This is a genomic window from Bacillus sp. FSL R9-9492 (genome assembly GCF_038007365.1).
In the GTDB taxonomy this organism is placed as follows: Bacteria; Bacillota; Bacilli; order Bacillales; family Bacillaceae_G; genus Bacillus_A; species Bacillus_A mycoides.
In genome coordinates, this window is record NZ_JBBOXC010000001.1 from 834814 (window position 1) to 855332 (window position 20519).

The window sequence follows — 20519 nt, forward strand, 5'->3', positions numbered from 1 at the left end:
TAGTCAATTAAGTTGACTATGAGTAGAATCTATTGTACTATACAGGATATAGTCAATCAAATTGACTATATCCTGTATAGTACAAATAATGATTTATCTAAATAAAATCAATGAATTATGGAGGTTTCACATGGTTAATATCATTAAAATTAGAGGGAGTGTATTTGCACCGTATGCTTTGCTGAAACCTATTCAGGATCCTGCGACGGGAAGAGTGTTTGAATATGCCGGAGATGCACGTGAATTTACACCATACGCTGTGAACACAAAGCGTTCAAGATTAGAACAAGAAGTGGTTGTTGATTTTTATAAAAGAGAAATTTTCACATATGCAGATGCTTGTATCGTTACTGTGAAAATTACAAATCCAGATGGCTCAATTGAGTATCAAAAAGGAGAAACAAGTACAGAAAACATTGCATGTACAAATATTGTATGGAGTGAAGATGAAGTTTCATTTGAAATGAGAGCAAGTGCAAGTAATCCTTTAAACGCGGCAGCACCTGCAGCTGATTATTTTTTGACTATACGAGTTAATGAAAGTGGTACTGTGCATGTTGAAGGTTTACATGATGGTTTTCCTTGCTATGAATTTTATAAACAAATCGACTTTGGTTCATTTGAATTAATATATACACATGATTTCAGGAAAACGGATGATACCCCAGCAGCACTAGCTGGAGAAATGGAATATAGCTTTAAAACGAAAATCTAGATATAAATATAGCGCTATTTTTTAGAAGGAAGTAGCAAACGTAAAAGAGAAAGCTATTGGTTCTAGGATTGAAATTGTGGTCTATTTTATTCAATAGTATGCAGTATATAAAATTAGAATTATAGGGGTGTTTCTTATGACGAATATCGTTAAAATTAGAGCCAGTGTATTTATTCCAATGTCTTGGACAGAACCGCGGAAGGATGCACAAACAGGGAAAGTAATCCAGTTCGAAGGTGATTCACGTGAATTTACACCACATGCGGTAAATACTATGCGCTCTAGAGTTGAGCAAGAGGTAGTAGTGGACTTTTATAAAGAAGAAGTGTTTTCATATGCAAACACGGGTATTACGACAGAGAAGGTCACAAATCCAGATGGTTCTGTGAATAAAAGAACAGGAAAAGCGAGTACTGAAAATATTGTGTGTACGGATATTTCATGGAATTCTGACGGTGTGCAATTCAAAATGAGTGCAAGCGCTAGTAATCCGTTAAATGTGTATGCCCCTCCTGTGGACTATTTATTAACTGTATGTGTGAACAAGGATGGTAGTATCGATATTCAAGGAGAACATGATGGATTCCCTTGTTTCGAATTTTATAAGCAAGTAGATTTCGGTTCATTTGAACAAATCCATACACATGATTTTAGAGAAACTGGTGATACAGCTGCAGCATTAGGCGGAGAAATGGATTATAGTTTTGCAAAGAGATTATAGGAAGTATGATAATGGAACGAGTGATTACTTCATTAGAAAAGGAAATGAATTGGTTGGACTACAATGCAGTATAGTTGAGAAATGCAGAAGCCAATAAAATCAGTGGCTTTTGCATTTTTGCTATACTCTAGGAGATTTCAAAAAAATAAACCACTTTACAATATACCCTTAAGGGTATATGATATTATACAAAGTTACAAAGTAATGTATAATATAGTTATAATTACGGAGGTGATCTACAGTGGAATATAATCAAGATATGAAAAATAGATTGAAACGTATTGAAGGTCAAGTTCGTGGTGTGCTTCGCATGATGGAAGAGGGAAAAGATTGCCGAGATGTTATTACACAGTTAACTGCATCCCGTTCTGCACTTGATCGTACAATTGGACTCGTTGTTGGAACAAATTTAGAGCAATGTTTGCGCGAGCAGTTTGAGACAGGTAATGGCTCAAATGAAGAGTTAATTAAAGAAGCTGTTCAATTACTTGTAAAAAGCCGATAATCTGTCAAACGTATGTGTTGACAGATTTTCAAAAACATTTTATTATACCCATACAGGTATATGTATAATAGTTAGGGAGGAAATGATTATGAGTATAAAAGTTGATATGAATTTAGACTGTAAAGGCTTGGCTTGTCCGATGCCAATTGTGAAGACAAAAAAGGCGATGGAAGGATTGGCATCAGGACAAGTTATTGAAATAGAGGCGACGGATAAAGGATCGACGTTAGATATACAAAGTTGGTCAAATAAAGTAGGGCATCAATATATTGGAACGAAACAAGAGGGAGATATATTAAAGCATTATGTACGAAAAGCCCATGAACATGAAGTAAATGAAGTTGTGAAGTATCCTCATACAATTACGAATGGGGAATTGCAAAATATATTATTAAGTGGTGAAGAGTGCACTGTATTAGATGTTCGTGAAGAAGCGGAATTCGTTTTTGGTCATATTCCATCCGCAATTTCGGTGCCGTTAGGTGAATTAGATAGTGCTATGTTAGACAGTGCGAAACCAATTTATGTCGTTTGCCGAACTGGTAACCGTAGTGATGTAGCTTGCCAAGTGTTGAAAGAGAGAGGTTTTTCAAACGTGAAAAATGTCATTCCAGGTATGTTAGAGTGGCAAGGAAATATAGAAAAATAAAATTTTTTAAATATAAATATACCTCAGGGGGTAATTGAATGAGTGTTAAACCGTTACAAGCAAAAGATGTCGCAGAGAAAGTTTTATTCGGAGAATTGTTTATTTTAGATGTTCGTAATGAAACGGACTATGAAGATTGGAAAATTGAAGGAAAACAAGTTTCTTCTATAAATAAACCGTATTTTGACTTATTAGATGGTGTAGATCATGTCGTAGATGAATTGCCGAGGGAGAAAGAAATTTTAGTCGTATGTGCGAAAGAAGGTTCTTCGCAGTTTGTTGCAGAGCAATTGTTACATGCTGGTTTCAATAATGTTTATTATTTAGCTGGCGGTATGAAAGCTTGGAGTGAGTATGTGAAGCCGGTAAAGGTAGGGGATATACAGGGCGGGGGAAGTATATATCAATTTAATCGTCTTGGAAAAGGATGCTTATCTTATATGGTAGTTTCAAAGGGTGAAGCAGCAGTCATTGATGCGGTGAGAACGATTGAAGTATACGAAGATTTTGCAAAAGAGCACGGAGCTACTATTACTAATGTAATGGATACACATCTACATGCAGATCATATTTCTGGTGGGCGTAAGTTAGCTGAAAAAGTAGGCGGTACGTATTGGTTACCTCCAAAAGATGCGGAGGAAGTCGTTTTTTCTTACGAACCGCTTGTAGAAGGTACTGTTATTACGGTGGGGGGTACCCTAATTCATATTGATGCGCTATACTCACCAGGGCATACGATTGGAAGTACATCATTTATTATTGATGAGACGTATTTATTATCAGGGGACATATTATTTGTAGATTCAATTGGCCGCCCGGATCTTGCTGGAAAGGCTGAAGATTGGGTGAGTGATTTACGAAATACGTTATATAAACTTTATAAGGAACTGTCTCAAGATTTAATTGTTTTACCAGCTCATTATTCAAAAATAAGTGAAATGGATGAGAAAGGTATTGTGCGTGCGAACCTACAAAATCTATTCAAGGAGAATGTAGGATTAAATATTGCCGATGAGGTAGAGTTTCGTAAAACGGTGACAGAGAATTTACCGCCTCAGCCAAATGCATATGAAGAAATTCGTCAAACGAATATGGGTAAGATTTATCCGAGTGTGGAAGAAGAGCGTGAAATGGAGATTGGCCCAAATCGTTGTGCAGTTCATGATTCATTATAAAATAACAAACTGGAGGAATAGATGATGAATGTAAAACAAGTATTAGATGCGAAAGGTTTAGCATGTCCAATGCCGATTGTAAGAACGAAGAGAGCGATGGATGCTTTACAAACTGGAGAAGTGTTAGAAGTACATGTAACGGATAAAGGATCAGTAAAAGATATTCCAGCATGGTCAAAAACAGGCGGTCATGAAATAGTAAAGCATAATATAGAAGACGATGTGCTGAAGTTTTGGATTAAGAAGGCGTAGAGGTTGTTTATATGAATACAATATTAAGTACGCTTTTCATTTTAATTGCTGTATGGTTTGTTATTTCACGTGTTTTACCGGTGAAAGGTGTTCAAAATATAAATGGAAAAGAATTAAAGAGTATAGTGGGAAAACAGGGAAAGCAGTTTATCGATGTTCGTACAGTAGGTGAATATAGAGGAAATCATATGAAGGGATTTCAGAATATCCCGCTAAATGAGTTAGCTAGTAGAGCAAATCAATTAGATAAAAATAAGGAAATAATCGTTATTTGTCAGAGCGGGATGAGAAGTAAGCACGCAGCAAAAGTATTAAAGAAATTAGGATTTCAGCGTATTATAAATGTTTCAGGCGGTATGAACGTTTTGTAAGGAGAAAGTAGTATCAGGTGTAGCTAGATAATTTGAGTCTTTTTACAATTTTTAAAATACCCCTACAGGTAATTAGGAGGAGAACAACATGGAACAACAGAAGAAAACAACAATTGTTTTATTTAGCGGAGATTATGATAAAGCGATGGCTGCTTATATTATTGCAAATGGTGCAGCGGCGTATGATCAAGAGGTAACTATTTTTCATACTTTTTGGGGATTAAATGCTTTAAGGAAAGATGAACATGTGAAGGTAAAGAAAACGTTCATAGAAAAAGTATTTGGAAAAATGATGCCGCGTGGTGCGGATAAGATGGGATTATCAAAAATGAATTTTGCCGGTATGGGACCAAAGATGATTAAAGGTATTATGAAAAAACATAATGCGATGCCTTTACCAGATTTAATTGATTTGGCGAAAGAACAGGGAGTTAAACTTGTAGCTTGTCAAATGACAGTAGATTTATTAGGGTTAAAAGAGGAAGAGATTATGGAAGGGGTAGAGTTTGCAGGAGTAGGTGCATATTTAGCAGATGCTTCGGATGGGAATGTGAATTTATTTATTTAAATCACCTTCTTTTTAGAAGGCAGGGGATACAATATGAGTTTAACAGTACTACTTTTTATTATTGGGTTTATAGGCTCGTTTATTTCAGGAATGGTTGGTATTGGCGGTGCAATTATTAATTATCCGATGATCTTATACATTCCAGTATTGCTAGGATTTGCTGGATATACATCACATGAAGTGAGCGGTATTACAGCGATTCAAGTATTCTTTGCAACTTTTGCAGGCGCGTGGGCGTACAGGAAAAGTAACGATATGGATAAAACTTTAGTTGTGTATATGGGAGCTAGTATATTAATAGGAAGCTTTGTAGGTAGCTTTAGTGCGAATCTATTAAATGAGCATGCTGTAAACGTTGTTTACACATTACTAGCTACTATTGCGGCTATTATGATGTTTATACCGAAGCGAAGCAATCGTAAGGGGACAGAAGGAATTACGTACAATAAGTGGCTCGCTAGTTTGCTAGCGTTTATTGTAGGAAGTGTTTCCGGCATTATTGGGGCTGGTGGTGCATTTCTTTTAGTACCGATTATGCTAGTTGTTTTAAAACTACCGATACGTACAACAATAGAAACATCTATCGCTATTACGTTTATTTCCTCGGTAGGGATTACGACGGGGAAAGTGATTACTGGACAAATAGTTGTTATTCCGGCTCTTATCGTTGCGATAGCAAGTTTATTTGCCGCTCCTCTTGGAGTGAGAGTAGGGAAGAGAGTGAATCAAAAAGTTTTGCAATACGTATTGTCTACTTTAATTGTAGGAACTGCGATAAAGATGTGGGTTGATATGATATCGAAATAAAAAGATGGTGCTCTTGTAGCACCATCTTTTTATTTACGCCCAAATAACTTTCATTAAGTTCTTATATTCATCGTTTGCCAGTTTATATAGCATTCTCGTATGTTCAAAGACAAGTGCGGGATTAAAGTTTGGTTCTGAGAATGCAAGAGATGTTGAAATATCAATTGCATTTTGTTTGTTTAGCGTGAATTTTGCAAATCGATAAGATGTGTTTAATTCATTGATGACATGTAAAATATCATTTGTTGATGTTGAATCAGGTACAAGAGCAACATTGAAGCAGTATATATCCACAGCAGGATGTTCGCTTTGGAAAGCAGCGATAAGTTGAATTTTTGCGCCAGCTTCTGTTTCTAATCCTACTGAAAAATGTACCGAACCATCATTTTCATCTATATTTTCTTCCATGTATATATCGTTTGATTTTAAGTACTCTTTAAAATCTGAAATGTTATGTTTTACTGCAGCTTTCATATGCGTGGGCCCCCTGATAATTGGAATAGATTACTATTATTTATTATAATTTAAAAATATTAAAAAAGATAGTTGGAAAGTTCTGATTTTTTATTTTGAAAGCATTAAAAAGAAGCAGTGCTCTACCTCCATAGAGCACTGCTTCACTTTATTCATTGTCATTAGACGATGTTTCTGTATCTTCACTGTTATTCTTATTTTGAGTTTCATCGTTACTTGATTCGCGTTCACTCGTATTTTCAGACTTAGATTCTTTTGTTTTCTCTGAGGTTGTTTTTTTCGAATCAGAATCAGATTTTGTATAGGCAGGTAGTCCAAGGTGACTACGAAGTTCGTTTGTAACATTAGCTAATTCTTTTTTATCTGGATTGTAATAGTAAGTTCGACCACCACCAGCTGACTTACTACATGTATCATCACCTTTTGCCATGTAACAATCTTCACCTTGAAGTTGTAATTTCTCAATTTCCGAATCCGATCCATATTTATAGAATGAAAGCATGTCATCGAATGTTAAGTTTGTAACGAATTGTCCGTTAATATCATCAATTATGTTACCAACTTTTGTTACGGATCCAACGCTTGTTAGTTTCTTTAAAATGGCTTCAATAACGAGTTGCTGACGTTGACCACGCATCGCATCACTATCAACGTGTCGTGTTCTAGCAAGAGCAAGAGCTTCTTCACTATTTAACTTTTGAACACCTTTTTTTAAGTGAATTGCTTCGGCGTTATCATTACTATCTTGTTCAGTAAACTCAACTGGTACGTCAACTTCAATGCCGCCTAAATCATCAACGATTTTCATGAATGATTTAAAGTTGAATTTTACAAAGTAATCGACGGGAACATTCATTAATTTTTCAACTGCATCAATACTAGCTTGTGGTCCACCATCTTTTCCGTTTTTAGTAGAACCAAATGCATGAGCGTGTGTAATTTTATCTTTTTTCTTTTCTACTGGAATATAAGTATATGTGTCTCGTGGAATACTTAATAGTTTTACAGTTTTGCTATCTTTATTAAACGTTGCAAGTAATAGTGCATCCGTTCTTATAGCTTCACCATATTCTTTTCCGCGGACATCGCTTTCATCAACGCCCATTATTAAGACAGAGACGTTATTTGTAATAGGTTTTACAGCTTTAGCACGTAAATCAGACTTATCACCGCGTGCTAAATCGTGAGCGGCGTTTCGAACAGCAGAAGATGCTTTATTTACTAAAAACCATGTATAACCGCCACCTATTATTAAAACTAATAGAATAACGCTTATAATAATTTTTGTTTTTTTCTTACCTTTTTTCGGTTTATTGCGTGTATTTTCTTGCAAAGATGGGTTTTGCTCCATTTCTTGTACTCCTTCATTTGAATTGAAATACGACACTCATATCCACTTATTATAATGAAATTTAGCGAAAAAAAACATTACAAATCATTTACATTTCGTAAAAATTCAATTTATTTATAAAAAGTCAGATTTTCTATATTTTATTTTTAAGATGTAGAACAAGTATAATGTGTTTTAGTAGAAATGAAAATATGTAATGTGAGAAAGTGATAGAGAAGTAAGATTTGTTGAAATATAGCCAAGAAGATGTGATTAGCTGTATATGTACTTCTTATATAATAAAGAAAGATTTTACGGATGAAGGAGAGAGCATAATGAATCATACATCATTCCGAGCAATTGTCGTGAACGAAAAAGAAAATAATCAATTTGAAAGAAAGCTTGTTGAGAGAGAAGTCAATAGTTTACCTGAAGGAGACGTATTAATACGTGTTTATTATTCTTCATTAAATTATAAAGATGCCCTTTCAGCTACTGGTAATAAAGGTGTAACGAGAACATATCCTCATACACCAGGCATCGATGCAGCGGGAGAGGTTGTTAGTAGTGGGAATACCGCCTTTCAGGAAGGCGATCAAGTTATTGTAACTGGATATGATTTAGGTATGAATACTTCTGGTGGTTTCGGAGAATATATTCGCGTGCCATCATCTTGGGTTGTTCCTTTACCGAAAGAAATGTCTTTGAAGGAAAGTATGATGTACGGGACAGCAGGTTTTACAGCTGCCCTATCGGTATATAAGCTTATTAGAGCGGGAATTATGCCTAGTATGGGAGATGTTTTAGTAACGGGTGCTACGGGCGGAGTAGGCAGTGTAGCAGTTAGCATTTTAGCGAAGCTAGGATATAACGTAGTAGGATCGACTGGGAAAATGGAAGAGGAACAGATGCTGCTACGTTTAGGTGCAAAAAAGATGATTCATCGCGCGGAGTTGAGTGATGAATCAGGAAGACCGATGCTTAAAGGAATATACGCTGGGGTTGTCGATACCGTAGGCGGAAGCATGTTAGAAAGTTCTTTAAAGGTAGTTAAGTATGGAGGCTGTGTAACAACGTGTGGTAACGTAGCAGGGCATGAATTAAATACAACTGTATACCCATTCATATTACGAGGGATTAGCCTTTTAGGAATAGATTCAGTTCAATGTCCAGTAGATGTGAGAAGAGACGTGTGGGCATTGCTAGCAGGTGAGTGGAAAAATTCAGAGCTATTATCTTATACAGAAGAATGTACATTAAAAGAATTAGATGAGAAGTTTACACTTATACTGCAAGGAAAGTTAAAAGGAAGAACGGTTGTAAAGATGAAATGAAAAAAGAGACGCTTAAATTAGCGTCTCTTTCCTATTATAATGATTGTTTTAAATTTACTTTTCCTTGTTCACCTAAAACACCATCAGCGATATTTACAGCGTGATCACCGATACGCTCTAAGTTACTTACCATATCAACGTAGATGATGCTTGCATCACCTGAACAGCTACGTTCGTTCAGACGTAATACGTGACGTTTACGTAGAACACGTTCCATTTGGTCAATTTTACGTTCTTTTGCAATAACAGTTTGAGCTAGTTCAGTGTCAAAGTTTGTTAAAGCATTGATTGCATCTTGTAATGTTGAAATTGTTAATTCAAGCATTTCATTTAATTCAGCTAGTGCTTCATCTGATAGTGAAACGCGGTTTGAAATTTGGAAATCTACAAGTTCTACAAGGTTTTCTACATGATCACCGACACGTTCAATATCTCCAACAACACCTGCTAAAACAGAATGTTTCTCAGAGTCTGTTGGTGAAAGTGGTTTTTCTGATAGTAAAACTAAATACTCAATAATTTTTTTATCTAAATTGTTAATAGCTCCTTCTAATTGAGTAGCCATGTCAGCATGTTTTTTATCTTGTGTATTTAAAAATTGGTTTGCTTCTTTTAATCCATGTAATGAAAACTCAGCCATACGAATGATTTCTTTTTGAGCTTCTGTTAAAGCGATAGCTGGAGATTGCTCAATAAAGATTGGATTTAAATGTTGCGGTTTGAAGTTAATAGATGCATCTTCACCACGAATAATTTTTGTTACAATCCAGGCTAATACTGCAATGAATGGGAACTGAATGATTGTATTCGTTACGTTAAACGTCCCGTGTGCAAATGCAATTGTCATTTCTGGATTTAAGTTTAATGACGTTTGGAAATATTGAATTAAACTTGTAAATGGTATTAATATAATCGTAAAGATAATGGTACCGATAATATTAAAGATAACGTGAACTAATGCTGCACGTCTTGCTGCAATTGAAGTACCGATTGCTGCTAATACGGCTGTAATTGTCGTACCGATGTTATCACCGAACAATACAGGAAGAGCAGCTTGCAAATCGATTGCACCTTGACCGAATAGTTCTTGCAAAATACCGATTGTCGCACTTGAACTTTGTACAATTAAAGTGAAGACTGTACCAACAACAATTCCTAAAATTGGATTATCACTCATGCTAACCATTAACTCTTGGAATGACTCTAAAGAACGAAGAGGTTTCATACCTGCGCTCATTAATTCTAAACCGAAGAATAACATACCAAAACCGAATACAACTTGACCTACAGAATGTACTTTTTTATTTTTAAAGAAGAATAGTAAGATTGCTCCAACTGCCATAATTGGGAGAGCGTATTCTCCGATTTTAATCCCGATAATGAATGCAGTAACTGTCGTACCGATGTTCGCACCCATAATAACACCAATTGCTTGTCTTAATGTCATAAATCCGGCACTTACAAGTCCGACTGTTAAAGCGGTTGTTCCTGAACTTGATTGAATTAATACTGTAACTAACATACCTGCTAGTACACCCATAAGAGGGTTTGTTGTAAAACGATCTAGAATATCGCGAAGACGATCTCCAGCTGCTTGTTGCAGTCCATCGCCCATGTATTTAATCCCGAATAAGAAAATACCTAATCCACCAATGAACTGGAAAATCATATCTTGAATATTGTATTCCACGCATTCCACTCCTTAAATTTCATGTACGATGTAATTATTAACTAAACCTTGAGGCACTGTAAACGGTTTATCAGTAAAATTTACACTAAATTTACAAAGGGATAAAAAGTTTACAAATCTTTAAAGAAACACCTGGATTTAATTGGTTTTTTAGATGATATATCTGATCGGTTTGTAAAGAAGTCACATTCATCACACTATTTGCGGATAGTAAAAATAGGAGAGGTAAACTATCCAAATTGGATGCGCTAAGTAAAGTGTCACCTTATTTATAATAATGGTTCTTTGCATATTTTTTGATTAAAGTTAGAAAAATATGTAGGGAAACGGGGGAGGTTTGAAATGGATTTATTTAATGAAAGTAAAAAACGATTAAATTATTTTAAACTGTTTTCTTTTGAGATGCTCGCAACAATAAAAAAGAGCAATTCGCATATGAATTTGCTCTGCCTTTTTATGTTAAAAACTTTCGGTGCTTTGCATTTTAACAATTATGCAAAGTGTTTTTTCTTTATTTAGAATCGTCATTATGCTCCATAGTGATGACGACATTTCCCTTCTTATGTCCTTTTTCAACATATATGTGAGCTTCAATAATTTCCTCAAAAGTGTATTGCCTATCAATGACCACTTTTATTTTACCGTCCTCAACAAGTTCTTTAAGGAAATTTAATGCTTCGGAAGTTTCAGGTGCGTTTTGACTTAATATGAGTTTCACGCGACTTGTCAATTTAGTCCAGAACATTTGAGCACTTGGTAACGGTTCAACGATATTTATATAGGTACCATCTTCTTTTAACATTTTAATACACTCTGAAAAGGAGCTCCTGTTTACCGCTTCAAAGATAACATCATAAGTTTCGTCTGTAGTAGAAAAATTTTTTGTGGTGTAATCAATTACTTCGTCAGCTCCTAGAGATTTGACCAATTCTAAATTGGAGCTACTGCACACACCTGTAACTGTTGCGCCGAAATACTTGGAAATTTGTACTGCATAACTTCCGACACTTCCAGAAGCTCCGTAAATAAGAATGTTTTGACCGCTTTGAACGTTAGCTTTCCTAAGGAAAAACAAAGCTGTACGTGCTCCAATTGGGATGGCTGCGGCTTCTTCATAGGATATATTGGAGGGCTTCATGCACACTGCTCCATCTTCAGGTAGACAAATATACTCAGCATAAGAACCAAAATTTACTTGGGTAGCTGCAAAAACTTGGTCTCCTTTTTTAAATCGTGTGACGTCTTTTCCTACCAATTCAACTTCACCAGCTAATTCCATTCCAAGTATTTGTTTTTTTGGTTGCTTAAAGCCAAGTGCGATTCGAGCGGGTAGCCAAACAGAAGAGGGGACCGTAAAACTTCGTGAGCGAATATCTCCTGCTGTTACGGTTGTCGCTTTTATTTTTACTAGTATTTCATTGTCCTTAGGAGCAGGTTTTTCTATCTCTTTCAGTTGAAGAACGTCGGGGAGACCGTATTTTGTGTACACTATTGCTTTCATTAATATTTCCTCCAATTCGTTCTATATATTAATATCATACGAACAACATGAATAAATAGAACAGCGGTTCACTCTTCAATACAATGCAAAAAGCAGTGTGATTTTTTTAGGAATCCACTGCTTTTTACAAATGTGTATACATGATTTTTTGGTCTAAGTACTTCGAAAAAGAACCAATTAGCATTACCCAACGGCTTTTTCTTTTGTTTTATCCCCCTGTTTTTGCTTCCGTAAGCTTGTGATGTAAATGAAAAGAAAAGCGATAAGTAATAGAGAGGAATATCGATATACAGTTGCATAGTTGGTAAAGTGTGCAATGAATCCAAAAATAATCGCTCCAGCACCAATTCCAAGATCAAATGCTGAGAAGAATGTTGCTGTTGCTACTCCTCTCCGGTGCGGTGCTACTCGGTCAATCATCCATGCTTGTAGTGCCGGTTGAATTGCTCCGAAACCACTGCCGTAGCACGCTGCGGCAATAATTAAACTCGGAATTGTAGTTGTATACGACAGCAAGATAATACCTGTAAACGTAATAATAACTCCTGGAATGATGACGAATGTATGGCCTTTCGTATCATATAATCTTCCAGAAAACGGGCGAGTTACAGCGATTGCAAGTGCGTTAAATAAAAAGAAGAGACTGATATCAGCAATCCCGACTTCCGTAGCAAATAATGTGATAAAGCTCCCAATTCCCCCGTACATTAATGTAATACATAATATTAATAATGAAGGAAGTAAAGCTTTACGCTCAATAAATCCATCGAGAAAGGTACCAGATGTTTGCTGTGGTGGTTGCGGCGATTTTTTGATTTGAAGTAGTTTCGTTAATATTAATGAAACTATTGTGCATGAAAGTGCACATAAAAAAAGAATCGTGAAGTTATATGCTTGCATAAGCCAAAGTCCGATAAGCGGACCGAGCGCCATGGCGATAGTTCCAGAAAGACCGAAATACCCCATGCCTTCACCGCGGCGAGCTTGCGGAATTAAATCTGAAACGACAGTTCCGTATGTAGTCGTTGTAATACCAAAACCAGCTCCGTGTAAAATTCGAACGGCAAGCAATAGGAAAACGGTTGAAGCGAAAAGATAACTGCCCATAGCGAGTAAACAAATAGCGGTACCGATCATTAAAATGATTTTTTTGTTGAATTTCTGCAAGGCATTTCCAGTTAGCGGCCTAATAAAAAGTGCTGCAACGGTAAACATGCCGACAACGAATCCGATATTTGAACTTGTGCCCCCAATTTCTTTCACATAAACAGGTAAAGTTGGAATTAACATTTGAAATCCTAAAAACATACATAAGTTTGCTAGAATTAGCGCAATAAACTCTTTTGTCCATAACGGTTCTCGTTTTACGAGTACTGCCTCTCCCATATATTCATCCCCTATATAAAAGTTTTCTCTATTCTTTCGAGTATATGTATTGGTCAACGTAACAGTCAAGGAAGGTGCCTTGAAAACGTATAACAATTTTCGAGGCAAAAAAACTGACAAATTTGTGTAAAAGCTACACAACTATGAAAAAAAGATGTAAAGTATAGATGTATAGACTAGTAGTTGTTATGAATGATAGAAATTGTTTTTTCTTTAAAGAAAGCGGATTCAAATTGTAGTGGAAGAAAAGGGGATACATACTTTTTCGCTACATATATTTGAAAAGGTTTACAATATGATGAAGAAAGAGGCGTGTACATATGAGACGATTAGGTATTTCTATTTATCCAGAACATTCGACAGTAGAGAAAGATAAAGAGTATGTAACATTAGCGAGTAAATACGGATTTACACGTGTATTCACATGTTTATTATCTGTAGATGGCGAAAAAGAGAAAATTATAGAAGAGTTTAAAGAAACGATCTCTCATGCAAATGCATTAGGGTTCCAAGTATTAGTTGATATTAGTCCGTCTGTCTTTACACAATTAGGTATTTCATATAATGATTTATCGTTCTTCCATGAGTTAGGAGCGTACGGTATCCGTTTAGATGTTGGATTCTCTGGTTTAGAAGAATCGATTATGACGTACAATCCATACGGTTTAAAAATTGAGATTAATATGAGTAACGGTACGAAGTATGTAGATAACATTATGAGTCATAGACCAAATCGTGAAAATTTAATTGGCTGTCATAATTTCTATCCGCATCGTTATTCAGGATTATCATACGATCATTTCATTAAATGCTCGAAACAATTTAAAGATTACGGTATGAGAACAGCTGCTTTTATTTCATCATTCGATGCAACATATGGACCTTGGCCAGTAACAGAAGGGTTATGTACGTTAGAGCAGCATCGCGAATTACCGATGACAACACAGGCGAAGCATTTGTTTGCAACAGAATTAATTGATGATGTTATTATTGCGAATGCTTATGCTTCAGAAGAAGAATTACAAGCACTAGGTGCGTTAAATAAAGAGAAACAAACATTTGATATAGAACTATACGATACAACAACAGATTTAGAAAGAATTATCGTATTAGAAGAACCTCATTTTTATCGCGGGGATGTATCTGAATATATGATTCGTTCTACACAAAGTCGTGTGAAATATAAAAAAGAAGAGTTTAAACCGCATAATACGCGTGAAATTAAGCGTGGCGATCTTTTAATTGATAATGAGCAATATGGCCAATATAAAGGTGAATTGCAAATTGCTTTAAAAGATATGGTGAATACAGGAAAAACAAATGTAGTTGGCCGAATTATAGAGGAAGAAATCTTCTTATTAGATTATTTACAAGCTTGGGATAAGTTTGGATTTACGCTAAAGAAATAATGAACGCGGGATAAAAGGGAAAAAACTACTGATTTCAGTGGCTTTTTCCCTTTTATATAAAGAGCGAGAGGAAGAGCTATGACAAAAGTGCATCAGCGATTAATTTCCATTTTAGAGGAGTTTTTAGAAGAGAAATCGATGTTAAATCGAGCTTTTTTAGCGAGCCGTTTACACGTATCAACGAAGACGATTCAAAAGGATATAAAATTATTAAATGATATATTGGAAGAACACGGAGCGAAAATTGAATCACAAAGAGGGAATGGGTACGAACTAGAAATTATACAAACTAAGAAGTTTGAAGATTTTTGCGTAAATGTATTTCAAAAACAGACAGAAAAGATTCCAACTTCTTATGAAGAAAGAGTAGCTTATATTTTACACCGTATTTTAACGACAGATGGGTATGTGAAGCTTTCACAGCTAGCGGAAGAGATTTATGTGAGTAAATCTACTGTAAACTTAATTATGAAAGATGTTACGGATATTTGTAGTCGCTATGAGTTACAAATTGAAAAAAGACCATATTATGGTATACGTATTGTAGGAGAAGAATTTAATATTCGTTCTTGTTTATCACAATATGGTTTGCCACGTTATGACCATACTCGGTTTCATGAGAACTATGAGCAGACGGACACATATTTATCGTTACCCCATATTTCTCTCATCCGCTCAGTTATACTAAAGTATATCGAGGGAGGAACGATATATTTATCAGATATAGAAATTGATAATTTATCAATTCATATTGCGATTGCTTTAAAGAGATGCAGGGATGATCATTACATTCAAGCACTGCATGTAGAGGAATCTGAACTTATAATAAAGAAAGAATATAAAATTGCGAAACAAATTTTAGGGAATTTAGGGGAAGAGCTAAAACTTCAATTTCCAGAAGAAGAAATTTTATATGTGACGATGCATTTATTAAGTACTGCTGTTACAGCGAGAGATCGCTATGAAAATGTGGAAGAGTTATTAGGGAAAGACGTATATGCATTCATGCAGCATATTCTTTTCAAAGTAGCGGAAGAACGGAATCTTACTTTTTATTATGATGAAGAATTATTATTTGGTTTTGGTGTTCATTTAAAAACGTTATTAAATCGTTTGAGATATAAGTTAAATACGAGGAATCCTCTTTTGGCAGAAGTGAAAAAAAATTATCCATATGCTTTTGAAATTGCAGTTCTCGTTGGAGATATAATTGGTGAATATACGGGTGAATCCATTCCAGAGAGTGAGATTGGTTATATTGCCATTCACTTTGGCGGGGCGATGAGCCGCTTGCAGGAAAATAATCAAAAGAAAAGATGTTTATTAGTTTGTGCAACTGGTCAAGGGAGTGCACAACTACTGAAATATAAAATTCTATCACATTTCCGAGATAAACTAGAGATTGTAGGTATTACAGGATACTATCAATTGAAAGTGGAAGATCTTTATAAAGATAAAATAGATTGTATTATTAGTACGATTCATATACCGAGTGGTTTGCCTGTTCCGGTTATAAAGGTAAACTCAATATTTGATGATAAAGAGATTAAATCAATTGGTAAGCAGTTATTTACACATGTGAATGATAGTATGCAGCAATATATTAAGGAAGATTTGATCTTCTTAAATCGTAGTGCTTCTACGAAAGAAGAGGTTATTCAGTTTTTATGTGAGAAAGCTGCTGAGAAAAACTATGTACCCGCAAACTTTTATGCTTCTGTTATGGAGAGAGAGAACACATCTCCTACAGAGGTTGGAAACTTAGTGGCAATTCCGCATCCGATGCAATTATTAAGCGATACGACATTTTTGATGTTTTGTACACTCGATAAGGCGATTGACTGGGGAGATAAAAAAGTACAAGTTATTATTTTATTTAGTGTGAAGCGCAATAATAATGAAGACTTACAAAAGCTTTATGATTTTTTATATGATATTATGTCTAATCAAACTATAATAGAAAAATTGCATCAGGCTCAAGCTGTTGATGATTTTCAAGAAATCTTACTATCATTATGAAAAAGTATATTAAAACTTCCGTTACATAACGGAAGTTTTTTATGTTTAATTGTATGCGTTTTCATAATAAGATGAAAATATAGAAAAGACATAGCTTGGAGGAATTTAAAATGACTGATATGGAAACTCCATTTGCGTTAATTTTACATGGTGGTAACGCGAGAAGCGCGGCACTTGAAGCAATTGCTTTTGCAAGACAAGGAGATTTTCAGAATGCGAGTGAAAAGATGGAACTTGCTAGTGAGGAAATATCATCCGCTCATCGTATTCAAACCGATTTAATTCAAGAAGAAGCAAGAGGCAATCATGCAGAGATAAGTTTATTATTAGTGCATGCACAAGATCATTTAATGAATGCCATTACAGTGAAAGAACTTGCTGAGGAATTTATTACTCTTCATAAACGAGTGGAAGAGAAAGTGACAGTGTAATATGTACATTTTATTATGTTGTGCAGCAGGCATGTCAACGAGTATGGTTGTAAGAAAAATGCAAGAAGAGGCAAAGAAACAAGGGAAGGATTATAAAATTAAAGCAGTTGATTCGGAACTTGTGAAACTGGAAATGAAAAATGCTGATGTTGTTTTAATTGGACCACAGGTGAAGTATTTGTTTCCAGCGGTAGAGTTTCTTGCAAAGTCATACGATATACCAGTTGCAATTATAGAGCAGCGAGATTATGGTATGTGTGATGGTTTGAAAGTACTTAAGCAAGCTGAACAATTAGTTTTAGCGTAATTATATTTTTTTAAATATAAACATTATAATGTTATAACTTTTACTTTTGTCAGATTGAACATAGGGAGGGTTATCGATGAATGGTTTTATGAGTTTTATGGAACAGAAGATTATGCCAACAACGCAAAAGATTGCGGGGCAACGACATTTATTAGCAATTCGAAATGGAGTTATTTCTACATTACCGTTAACGATTGTCGGGTCATTTTTCGTTATCTTTTTAAACTTACCAATTGATGCATATATGGAGTGGATTGCACCGTTTCGTCATATTTTAGATATTCCATTCCGATTTACAGTAGGCTTAATGGCTTTATACGCAGCATTTGGGGTAGGGGCCTCACTCGCGAACTTTTATCAGCTCAATCAATTAAGTGCAGGATTATTATCTGTACTCGCCTTTTTACTAGCATCAGTTGAACCAATTCAAATAACAAAAGCTGTACCAGGTGTTATTGATGCAGGTAGATATATTTCAGTAGGAACATTAAGTGCAACTTCTTTATTTGGAGCAATTGTTACAGCATTAATTGCAGTAGAAATTTATCACTTTATGATTAAGCATAATATCTCGATTAAATTACCAGATAGTGTACCACCAGCAGTTGCAAACTCGTTTGCAGCATTAATTCCAACTCTAGTAGTTATTCTTTTATTCTGGGGTATTCGTTACGGTTTGAAATTTGATGTAAACACAACAATCACATATTTAATCGCACCATTAAAATCAGTATTAGTAGGAAATAATTTAATCGGCGGTTTATTAACAGTATTCTTAATCGTGTTCTTCTGGTCGTTCGGTATACATGGCCCAGCGATTTTAGGACCAATCATCCGTCCGATGTGGGATTCAGCAATTCTTGAAAATATGGAAGTGTTCACGGCTACAGGAAATGCACATCAGTTACCAAACTTATTTACAGAGCAATTTATTCAATGGTTCGTATGGATCGGTGGATCAGGCTCAACGTTAGCTTTAGTAATTATGTTTATGTTCTCTAAATCTAAGTTCTTAAAAGAGTTAGGTAGATTATCATTCGTACCAGGATTATTCAATATTAACGAGCCAATTATTTTCGGGGCACCAATTGTAATGAACCCGATCTTAATTATTCCATTCGTTATTACACCGCTAGTTACAACGACAGTATCATATTTCGCAGTTGTTTCAGGTGTGATTCCGCTCATGATGGCGAAGCTGCCATTTACGATGTTAGCGCCAATTGCAGCGATTATTAGTACGGACTGGACAATTATGGCCGGTGTACTTGTACTTGTTAACTTTGTTATCTCATTCGTTATTTACTATCCATTCTTCAAAATGTATGAGAAGCAACAATTAGCAGGAGAGGAGAAAACAGAATGCTCGGAGCAATTATCATCTTAATTACATTCGTGGCGGGGCAGTGTATTGCACATTATTCAAAGTGGGTACAAAGTAAATCGCTATTAGTTTTACTACTTGTGTCGATATTATTTATTGGATGTTCAATGGGAGCTTATGTGGCATTTAGTTTAGAATCACCGTACTTTATAATCGTACCAACGATTTTATGTGCAACATGTTTATCTGCAAAATATAGATTTACGAGCATGGCATTAATACAACGTGTGAAGGAGATGCAAAAGCATGGAGCGTAAATTAGGAATTTCACTTTATCCAGAGCATTCAACGAAAGAACAAGATATGGCATACATTTCGGCAGCGGCACGCCACGGTTTTTCAAGAATATTCACTTGTTTACTGTCTGTTAATCGTCCGAAAGAAGAAATTGTAGCTGAATTTAAAGAAATTATTAATCATGCAAAAGATAACAATATGGAAGTTATTTTAGATGTAGCTCCAGCTGTATTCGATCAACTTGGTGTTAGTTATAGTGATCTATCGTTCTTTGCAGAGCTAGGCGCGGATGGAATTCGTTTAGATGTAGGGTTTGACGGGTTAACAGAAGCGAAAATGACGAATAATCCATATGGTTTAAAAATTGAGCTGAATGTAAGTAATGATATTGCCTATTTAGAAAATATCCTTTCGCATCAAGCGAATAAATCAGCTTTAATTGGTTGTCACAATTTTTATCCGCAAAAATTCACTGGTCTTCCGTATGATTATTTCATTCGCTGTAGTGAACGCTTCAAAAAGCATGGTATTCGCAGTGCAGCCTTTATTACATCGCATGCAGCTGACATCGGTCCATGGGATATTAATGACGGATTATGTACGTTAGAACAACATCGTAACTTACCAATTGAAGTACAAGCGAAACATTTATGGGCAACAGGGCTTATTGATGATGTCATTATCGGAAATGCTTATGCGAGTGAAGAAGAGTTAGAGAAACTAGGAAACTTAAATCGTTACATGTTACAGCTAAAGGTACAATTTGTAGACGAAGCGACTGAAGTAGAGAAGAGAGCGACACTGCAAGAATTACACGTAAGACGCGGTGACATAACAGAGTATATGGTACGTTCTACAGAAGTACGTAAAAAGTACAAAGACTATGACTTCCCAGTGCGCGAAAGTGTACGACAGGAAAGAGGGCAAGTTGTAATTGGTAATAACCTATTCGGAAAGTATAAAGGTGAACTACAAATCATTCTGAAAGAAATGCCAATAGATGAACGGAAAAATATTGTCGGTACAATTGCAGAAGAAGAGTTATTCTTACTAGATTATGTAGGAGCTTGGACACAGTTTACTTGTGTGGAATAGGGAAGGTAAGAGAGTATGCTATAGCATACTCTTTTTTCTGTTGAAATAGTAGTCTATCGTATATAGAATTCAAAGGGATAGATTTAACTCGGACGGGGGAGAAGGAGAAAGAATGTAAGAATCATAAAAAAAGAGTCAGTCTCAACGTTGAGACTGACT

General features: G+C 35.5%; 22 protein-coding genes. 17 read left to right on the plus strand and 5 right to left on the minus strand.

Annotation, left to right across the window (positions count from 1 at the left end; all coding sequences use genetic code 11):
- Positions 1-130 precede the first annotated feature (130 nt).
- The 9 genes from MKY70_RS04160 (at position 131) to MKY70_RS04200 (ending at position 5763) form a co-directional block, all read left to right on the plus strand.
- Positions 131-715 (plus strand): DUF3238 domain-containing protein, encoded by a 585-nt coding sequence (locus MKY70_RS04160; RefSeq protein WP_341023322.1) that lies wholly within the window; start codon positions 131-133, stop codon positions 713-715.
- 136 nt (positions 716-851) lie between these two features.
- On the plus strand, positions 852-1436 hold the full coding sequence (locus MKY70_RS04165; RefSeq protein ID WP_131247298.1) for a DUF3238 domain-containing protein: 585 nt from the start codon (positions 852-854) through the stop codon (positions 1434-1436).
- A 241-nt stretch (positions 1437-1677) separates the two neighbouring features.
- Positions 1678-1941: a metal-sensitive transcriptional regulator gene (locus MKY70_RS04170; protein ID WP_000456201.1), complete on the plus strand. Its 264-nt coding sequence runs from the start codon at positions 1678-1680 to the stop codon at positions 1939-1941.
- An 88-nt stretch (positions 1942-2029) separates the two neighbouring features.
- Positions 2030-2590 (plus strand): sulfurtransferase TusA family protein, encoded by a 561-nt coding sequence (locus tag MKY70_RS04175; protein WP_088035174.1) that lies wholly within the window; start codon positions 2030-2032, stop codon positions 2588-2590.
- A 38-nt stretch (positions 2591-2628) separates the two neighbouring features.
- Entirely contained in the window at positions 2629-3765 is a 1137-nt protein-coding gene (locus MKY70_RS04180) for an MBL fold metallo-hydrolase (RefSeq protein ID WP_088035176.1), read from the plus strand.
- Between the two features lie 21 nt (positions 3766-3786).
- The gene (locus tag MKY70_RS04185) at positions 3787-4017 is read left to right on the plus strand and encodes a sulfurtransferase TusA family protein (protein ID WP_002125390.1); all 231 of its coding nucleotides are present in this window, start codon (positions 3787-3789) and stop codon (positions 4015-4017) included.
- Between the two features lie 11 nt (positions 4018-4028).
- Entirely contained in the window at positions 4029-4388 is a 360-nt protein-coding gene (locus tag MKY70_RS04190) for a rhodanese-like domain-containing protein (RefSeq protein WP_088035178.1), read from the plus strand.
- Between the two features lie 88 nt (positions 4389-4476).
- Positions 4477-4956, plus strand: a complete 480-nt coding sequence (locus MKY70_RS04195) for a DsrE/DsrF/DrsH-like family protein (protein ID WP_002029908.1) — start codon at positions 4477-4479, stop codon at positions 4954-4956.
- A 33-nt stretch (positions 4957-4989) separates the two neighbouring features.
- Positions 4990-5763: a sulfite exporter TauE/SafE family protein gene (locus MKY70_RS04200; RefSeq protein ID WP_341023335.1), complete on the plus strand. Its 774-nt coding sequence runs from the start codon at positions 4990-4992 to the stop codon at positions 5761-5763.
- A gap of 33 nt (positions 5764-5796) precedes the next feature.
- On the opposite strand, the gene MKY70_RS04205 is transcribed toward MKY70_RS04200, so the two are convergent.
- On the minus strand, positions 5797-6237 hold the full coding sequence (locus MKY70_RS04205) for a hypothetical protein (protein WP_002029912.1): 441 nt from the start codon (positions 6235-6237) through the stop codon (positions 5797-5799).
- A gap of 148 nt (positions 6238-6385) precedes the next feature.
- Positions 6386-7588 carry an LCP family protein gene (locus MKY70_RS04210; protein WP_341023338.1) on the minus strand — a complete coding sequence of 401 codons (1203 nt, stop codon included), beginning with the start codon at positions 7586-7588 and terminating at the stop codon, positions 6386-6388.
- Positions 7589-7902: 314 nt separating this feature from the next.
- Here MKY70_RS04210 and MKY70_RS04215 point away from each other — a divergent pair, with 314 nt between their 5' ends.
- Entirely contained in the window at positions 7903-8901 is a 999-nt protein-coding gene (locus MKY70_RS04215) for a YhdH/YhfP family quinone oxidoreductase (protein ID WP_341023343.1), read from the plus strand.
- A gap of 34 nt (positions 8902-8935) precedes the next feature.
- On the opposite strand, the gene MKY70_RS04220 is transcribed toward MKY70_RS04215, so the two are convergent.
- From MKY70_RS04220 to MKY70_RS04230, 3 genes are all read right to left on the minus strand, one after another.
- Positions 8936-10591, minus strand: a complete 1656-nt coding sequence (locus MKY70_RS04220) for a Na/Pi cotransporter family protein (RefSeq protein WP_002010739.1) — start codon at positions 10589-10591, stop codon at positions 8936-8938.
- Positions 10592-11102: 511 nt separating this feature from the next.
- A complete protein-coding gene (locus tag MKY70_RS04225; RefSeq protein ID WP_289403114.1) occupies positions 11103-12092 on the minus strand; it encodes an NAD(P)-dependent alcohol dehydrogenase in 990 nt (329 codons plus the stop codon).
- Positions 12093-12275: 183 nt separating this feature from the next.
- Positions 12276-13478: an MFS transporter gene (locus MKY70_RS04230; RefSeq protein ID WP_002029919.1), complete on the minus strand. Its 1203-nt coding sequence runs from the start codon at positions 13476-13478 to the stop codon at positions 12276-12278.
- A gap of 320 nt (positions 13479-13798) precedes the next feature.
- Between MKY70_RS04230 and MKY70_RS04235 the strand changes: the two genes are divergently transcribed.
- The 7 genes from MKY70_RS04235 (at position 13799) to MKY70_RS04265 (ending at position 20360) form a co-directional block, all read left to right on the plus strand.
- Positions 13799-14887 (plus strand): DUF871 domain-containing protein, encoded by a 1089-nt coding sequence (locus MKY70_RS04235; RefSeq protein WP_002029923.1) that lies wholly within the window; start codon positions 13799-13801, stop codon positions 14885-14887.
- Positions 14888-14965: 78 nt separating this feature from the next.
- The gene (locus MKY70_RS04240; protein ID WP_341074461.1) at positions 14966-16906 is read left to right on the plus strand and encodes a BglG family transcription antiterminator; all 1941 of its coding nucleotides are present in this window, start codon (positions 14966-14968) and stop codon (positions 16904-16906) included.
- Between the two features lie 110 nt (positions 16907-17016).
- Positions 17017-17337 carry a PTS lactose/cellobiose transporter subunit IIA gene (locus MKY70_RS04245; protein ID WP_341023352.1) on the plus strand — a complete coding sequence of 107 codons (321 nt, stop codon included), beginning with the start codon at positions 17017-17019 and terminating at the stop codon, positions 17335-17337.
- 1 nt (position 17338) lies between these two features.
- Positions 17339-17644, plus strand: coding sequence for a PTS sugar transporter subunit IIB (locus MKY70_RS04250; RefSeq protein WP_002134545.1), 306 nt, complete (start codon positions 17339-17341; stop codon positions 17642-17644).
- A 76-nt stretch (positions 17645-17720) separates the two neighbouring features.
- The gene (locus tag MKY70_RS04255; RefSeq protein ID WP_341023356.1) at positions 17721-19031 is read left to right on the plus strand and encodes a PTS sugar transporter subunit IIC; all 1311 of its coding nucleotides are present in this window, start codon (positions 17721-17723) and stop codon (positions 19029-19031) included.
- Positions 19007-19285, plus strand: coding sequence for a hypothetical protein (locus MKY70_RS04260; RefSeq protein ID WP_002087437.1), 279 nt, complete (start codon positions 19007-19009; stop codon positions 19283-19285). Before MKY70_RS04255 ends, MKY70_RS04260 begins: the two co-directional genes overlap by 25 nt.
- On the plus strand, positions 19275-20360 hold the full coding sequence (locus tag MKY70_RS04265) for a DUF871 domain-containing protein (RefSeq protein WP_060750007.1): 1086 nt from the start codon (positions 19275-19277) through the stop codon (positions 20358-20360). The genes MKY70_RS04260 and MKY70_RS04265 overlap by 11 nt, the downstream gene beginning before the upstream one ends.
- The last annotated feature ends 159 nt before the right edge of the window (positions 20361-20519 follow it).

Bases quoted from the DNA above. Each gene is read 5' to 3' on its own strand.
- MKY70_RS04160 (WP_341023322.1), top strand. From the start codon at position 131: ATGGTTAATATCATTAAAATTAGAGGGAGTGTATTTGCACCGTATGCT.
- MKY70_RS04165 (WP_131247298.1), top strand. From the start codon at position 852: ATGACGAATATCGTTAAAATTAGAGCCAGTGTATTTATTCCAATGTCT.
- MKY70_RS04175 (WP_088035174.1), top strand. From the start codon at position 2,030: ATGAGTATAAAAGTTGATATGAATTTAGACTGTAAAGGCTTGGCTTGT.
- MKY70_RS04180 (WP_088035176.1), top strand. From the start codon at position 2,629: ATGAGTGTTAAACCGTTACAAGCAAAAGATGTCGCAGAGAAAGTTTTA.
- MKY70_RS04185 (WP_002125390.1), top strand. From the start codon at position 3,787: ATGATGAATGTAAAACAAGTATTAGATGCGAAAGGTTTAGCATGTCCA.
- MKY70_RS04190 (WP_088035178.1), top strand. From the start codon at position 4,029: ATGAATACAATATTAAGTACGCTTTTCATTTTAATTGCTGTATGGTTT.
- MKY70_RS04195 (WP_002029908.1), top strand. From the start codon at position 4,477: ATGGAACAACAGAAGAAAACAACAATTGTTTTATTTAGCGGAGATTAT.
- MKY70_RS04200 (WP_341023335.1), top strand. From the start codon at position 4,990: ATGAGTTTAACAGTACTACTTTTTATTATTGGGTTTATAGGCTCGTTT.
- MKY70_RS04205 (WP_002029912.1), bottom strand. From the start codon at position 6,237: ATGAAAGCTGCAGTAAAACATAACATTTCAGATTTTAAAGAGTACTTA.
- MKY70_RS04210 (WP_341023338.1), bottom strand. From the start codon at position 7,588: ATGGAGCAAAACCCATCTTTGCAAGAAAATACACGCAATAAACCGAAA.
- MKY70_RS04215 (WP_341023343.1), top strand. From the start codon at position 7,903: ATGAATCATACATCATTCCGAGCAATTGTCGTGAACGAAAAAGAAAAT.
- MKY70_RS04225 (WP_289403114.1), bottom strand. From the start codon at position 12,092: ATGAAAGCAATAGTGTACACAAAATACGGTCTCCCCGACGTTCTTCAA.
- MKY70_RS04230 (WP_002029919.1), bottom strand. From the start codon at position 13,478: ATGGGAGAGGCAGTACTCGTAAAACGAGAACCGTTATGGACAAAAGAG.
- MKY70_RS04235 (WP_002029923.1), top strand. From the start codon at position 13,799: ATGAGACGATTAGGTATTTCTATTTATCCAGAACATTCGACAGTAGAG.
- MKY70_RS04240 (WP_341074461.1), top strand. From the start codon at position 14,966: ATGACAAAAGTGCATCAGCGATTAATTTCCATTTTAGAGGAGTTTTTA.
- MKY70_RS04245 (WP_341023352.1), top strand. From the start codon at position 17,017: ATGACTGATATGGAAACTCCATTTGCGTTAATTTTACATGGTGGTAAC.
- MKY70_RS04250 (WP_002134545.1), top strand. From the start codon at position 17,339: ATGTACATTTTATTATGTTGTGCAGCAGGCATGTCAACGAGTATGGTT.
- MKY70_RS04255 (WP_341023356.1), top strand. From the start codon at position 17,721: ATGAATGGTTTTATGAGTTTTATGGAACAGAAGATTATGCCAACAACG.
- MKY70_RS04260 (WP_002087437.1), top strand. From the start codon at position 19,007: ATGCTCGGAGCAATTATCATCTTAATTACATTCGTGGCGGGGCAGTGT.
- MKY70_RS04265 (WP_060750007.1), top strand. From the start codon at position 19,275: ATGGAGCGTAAATTAGGAATTTCACTTTATCCAGAGCATTCAACGAAA.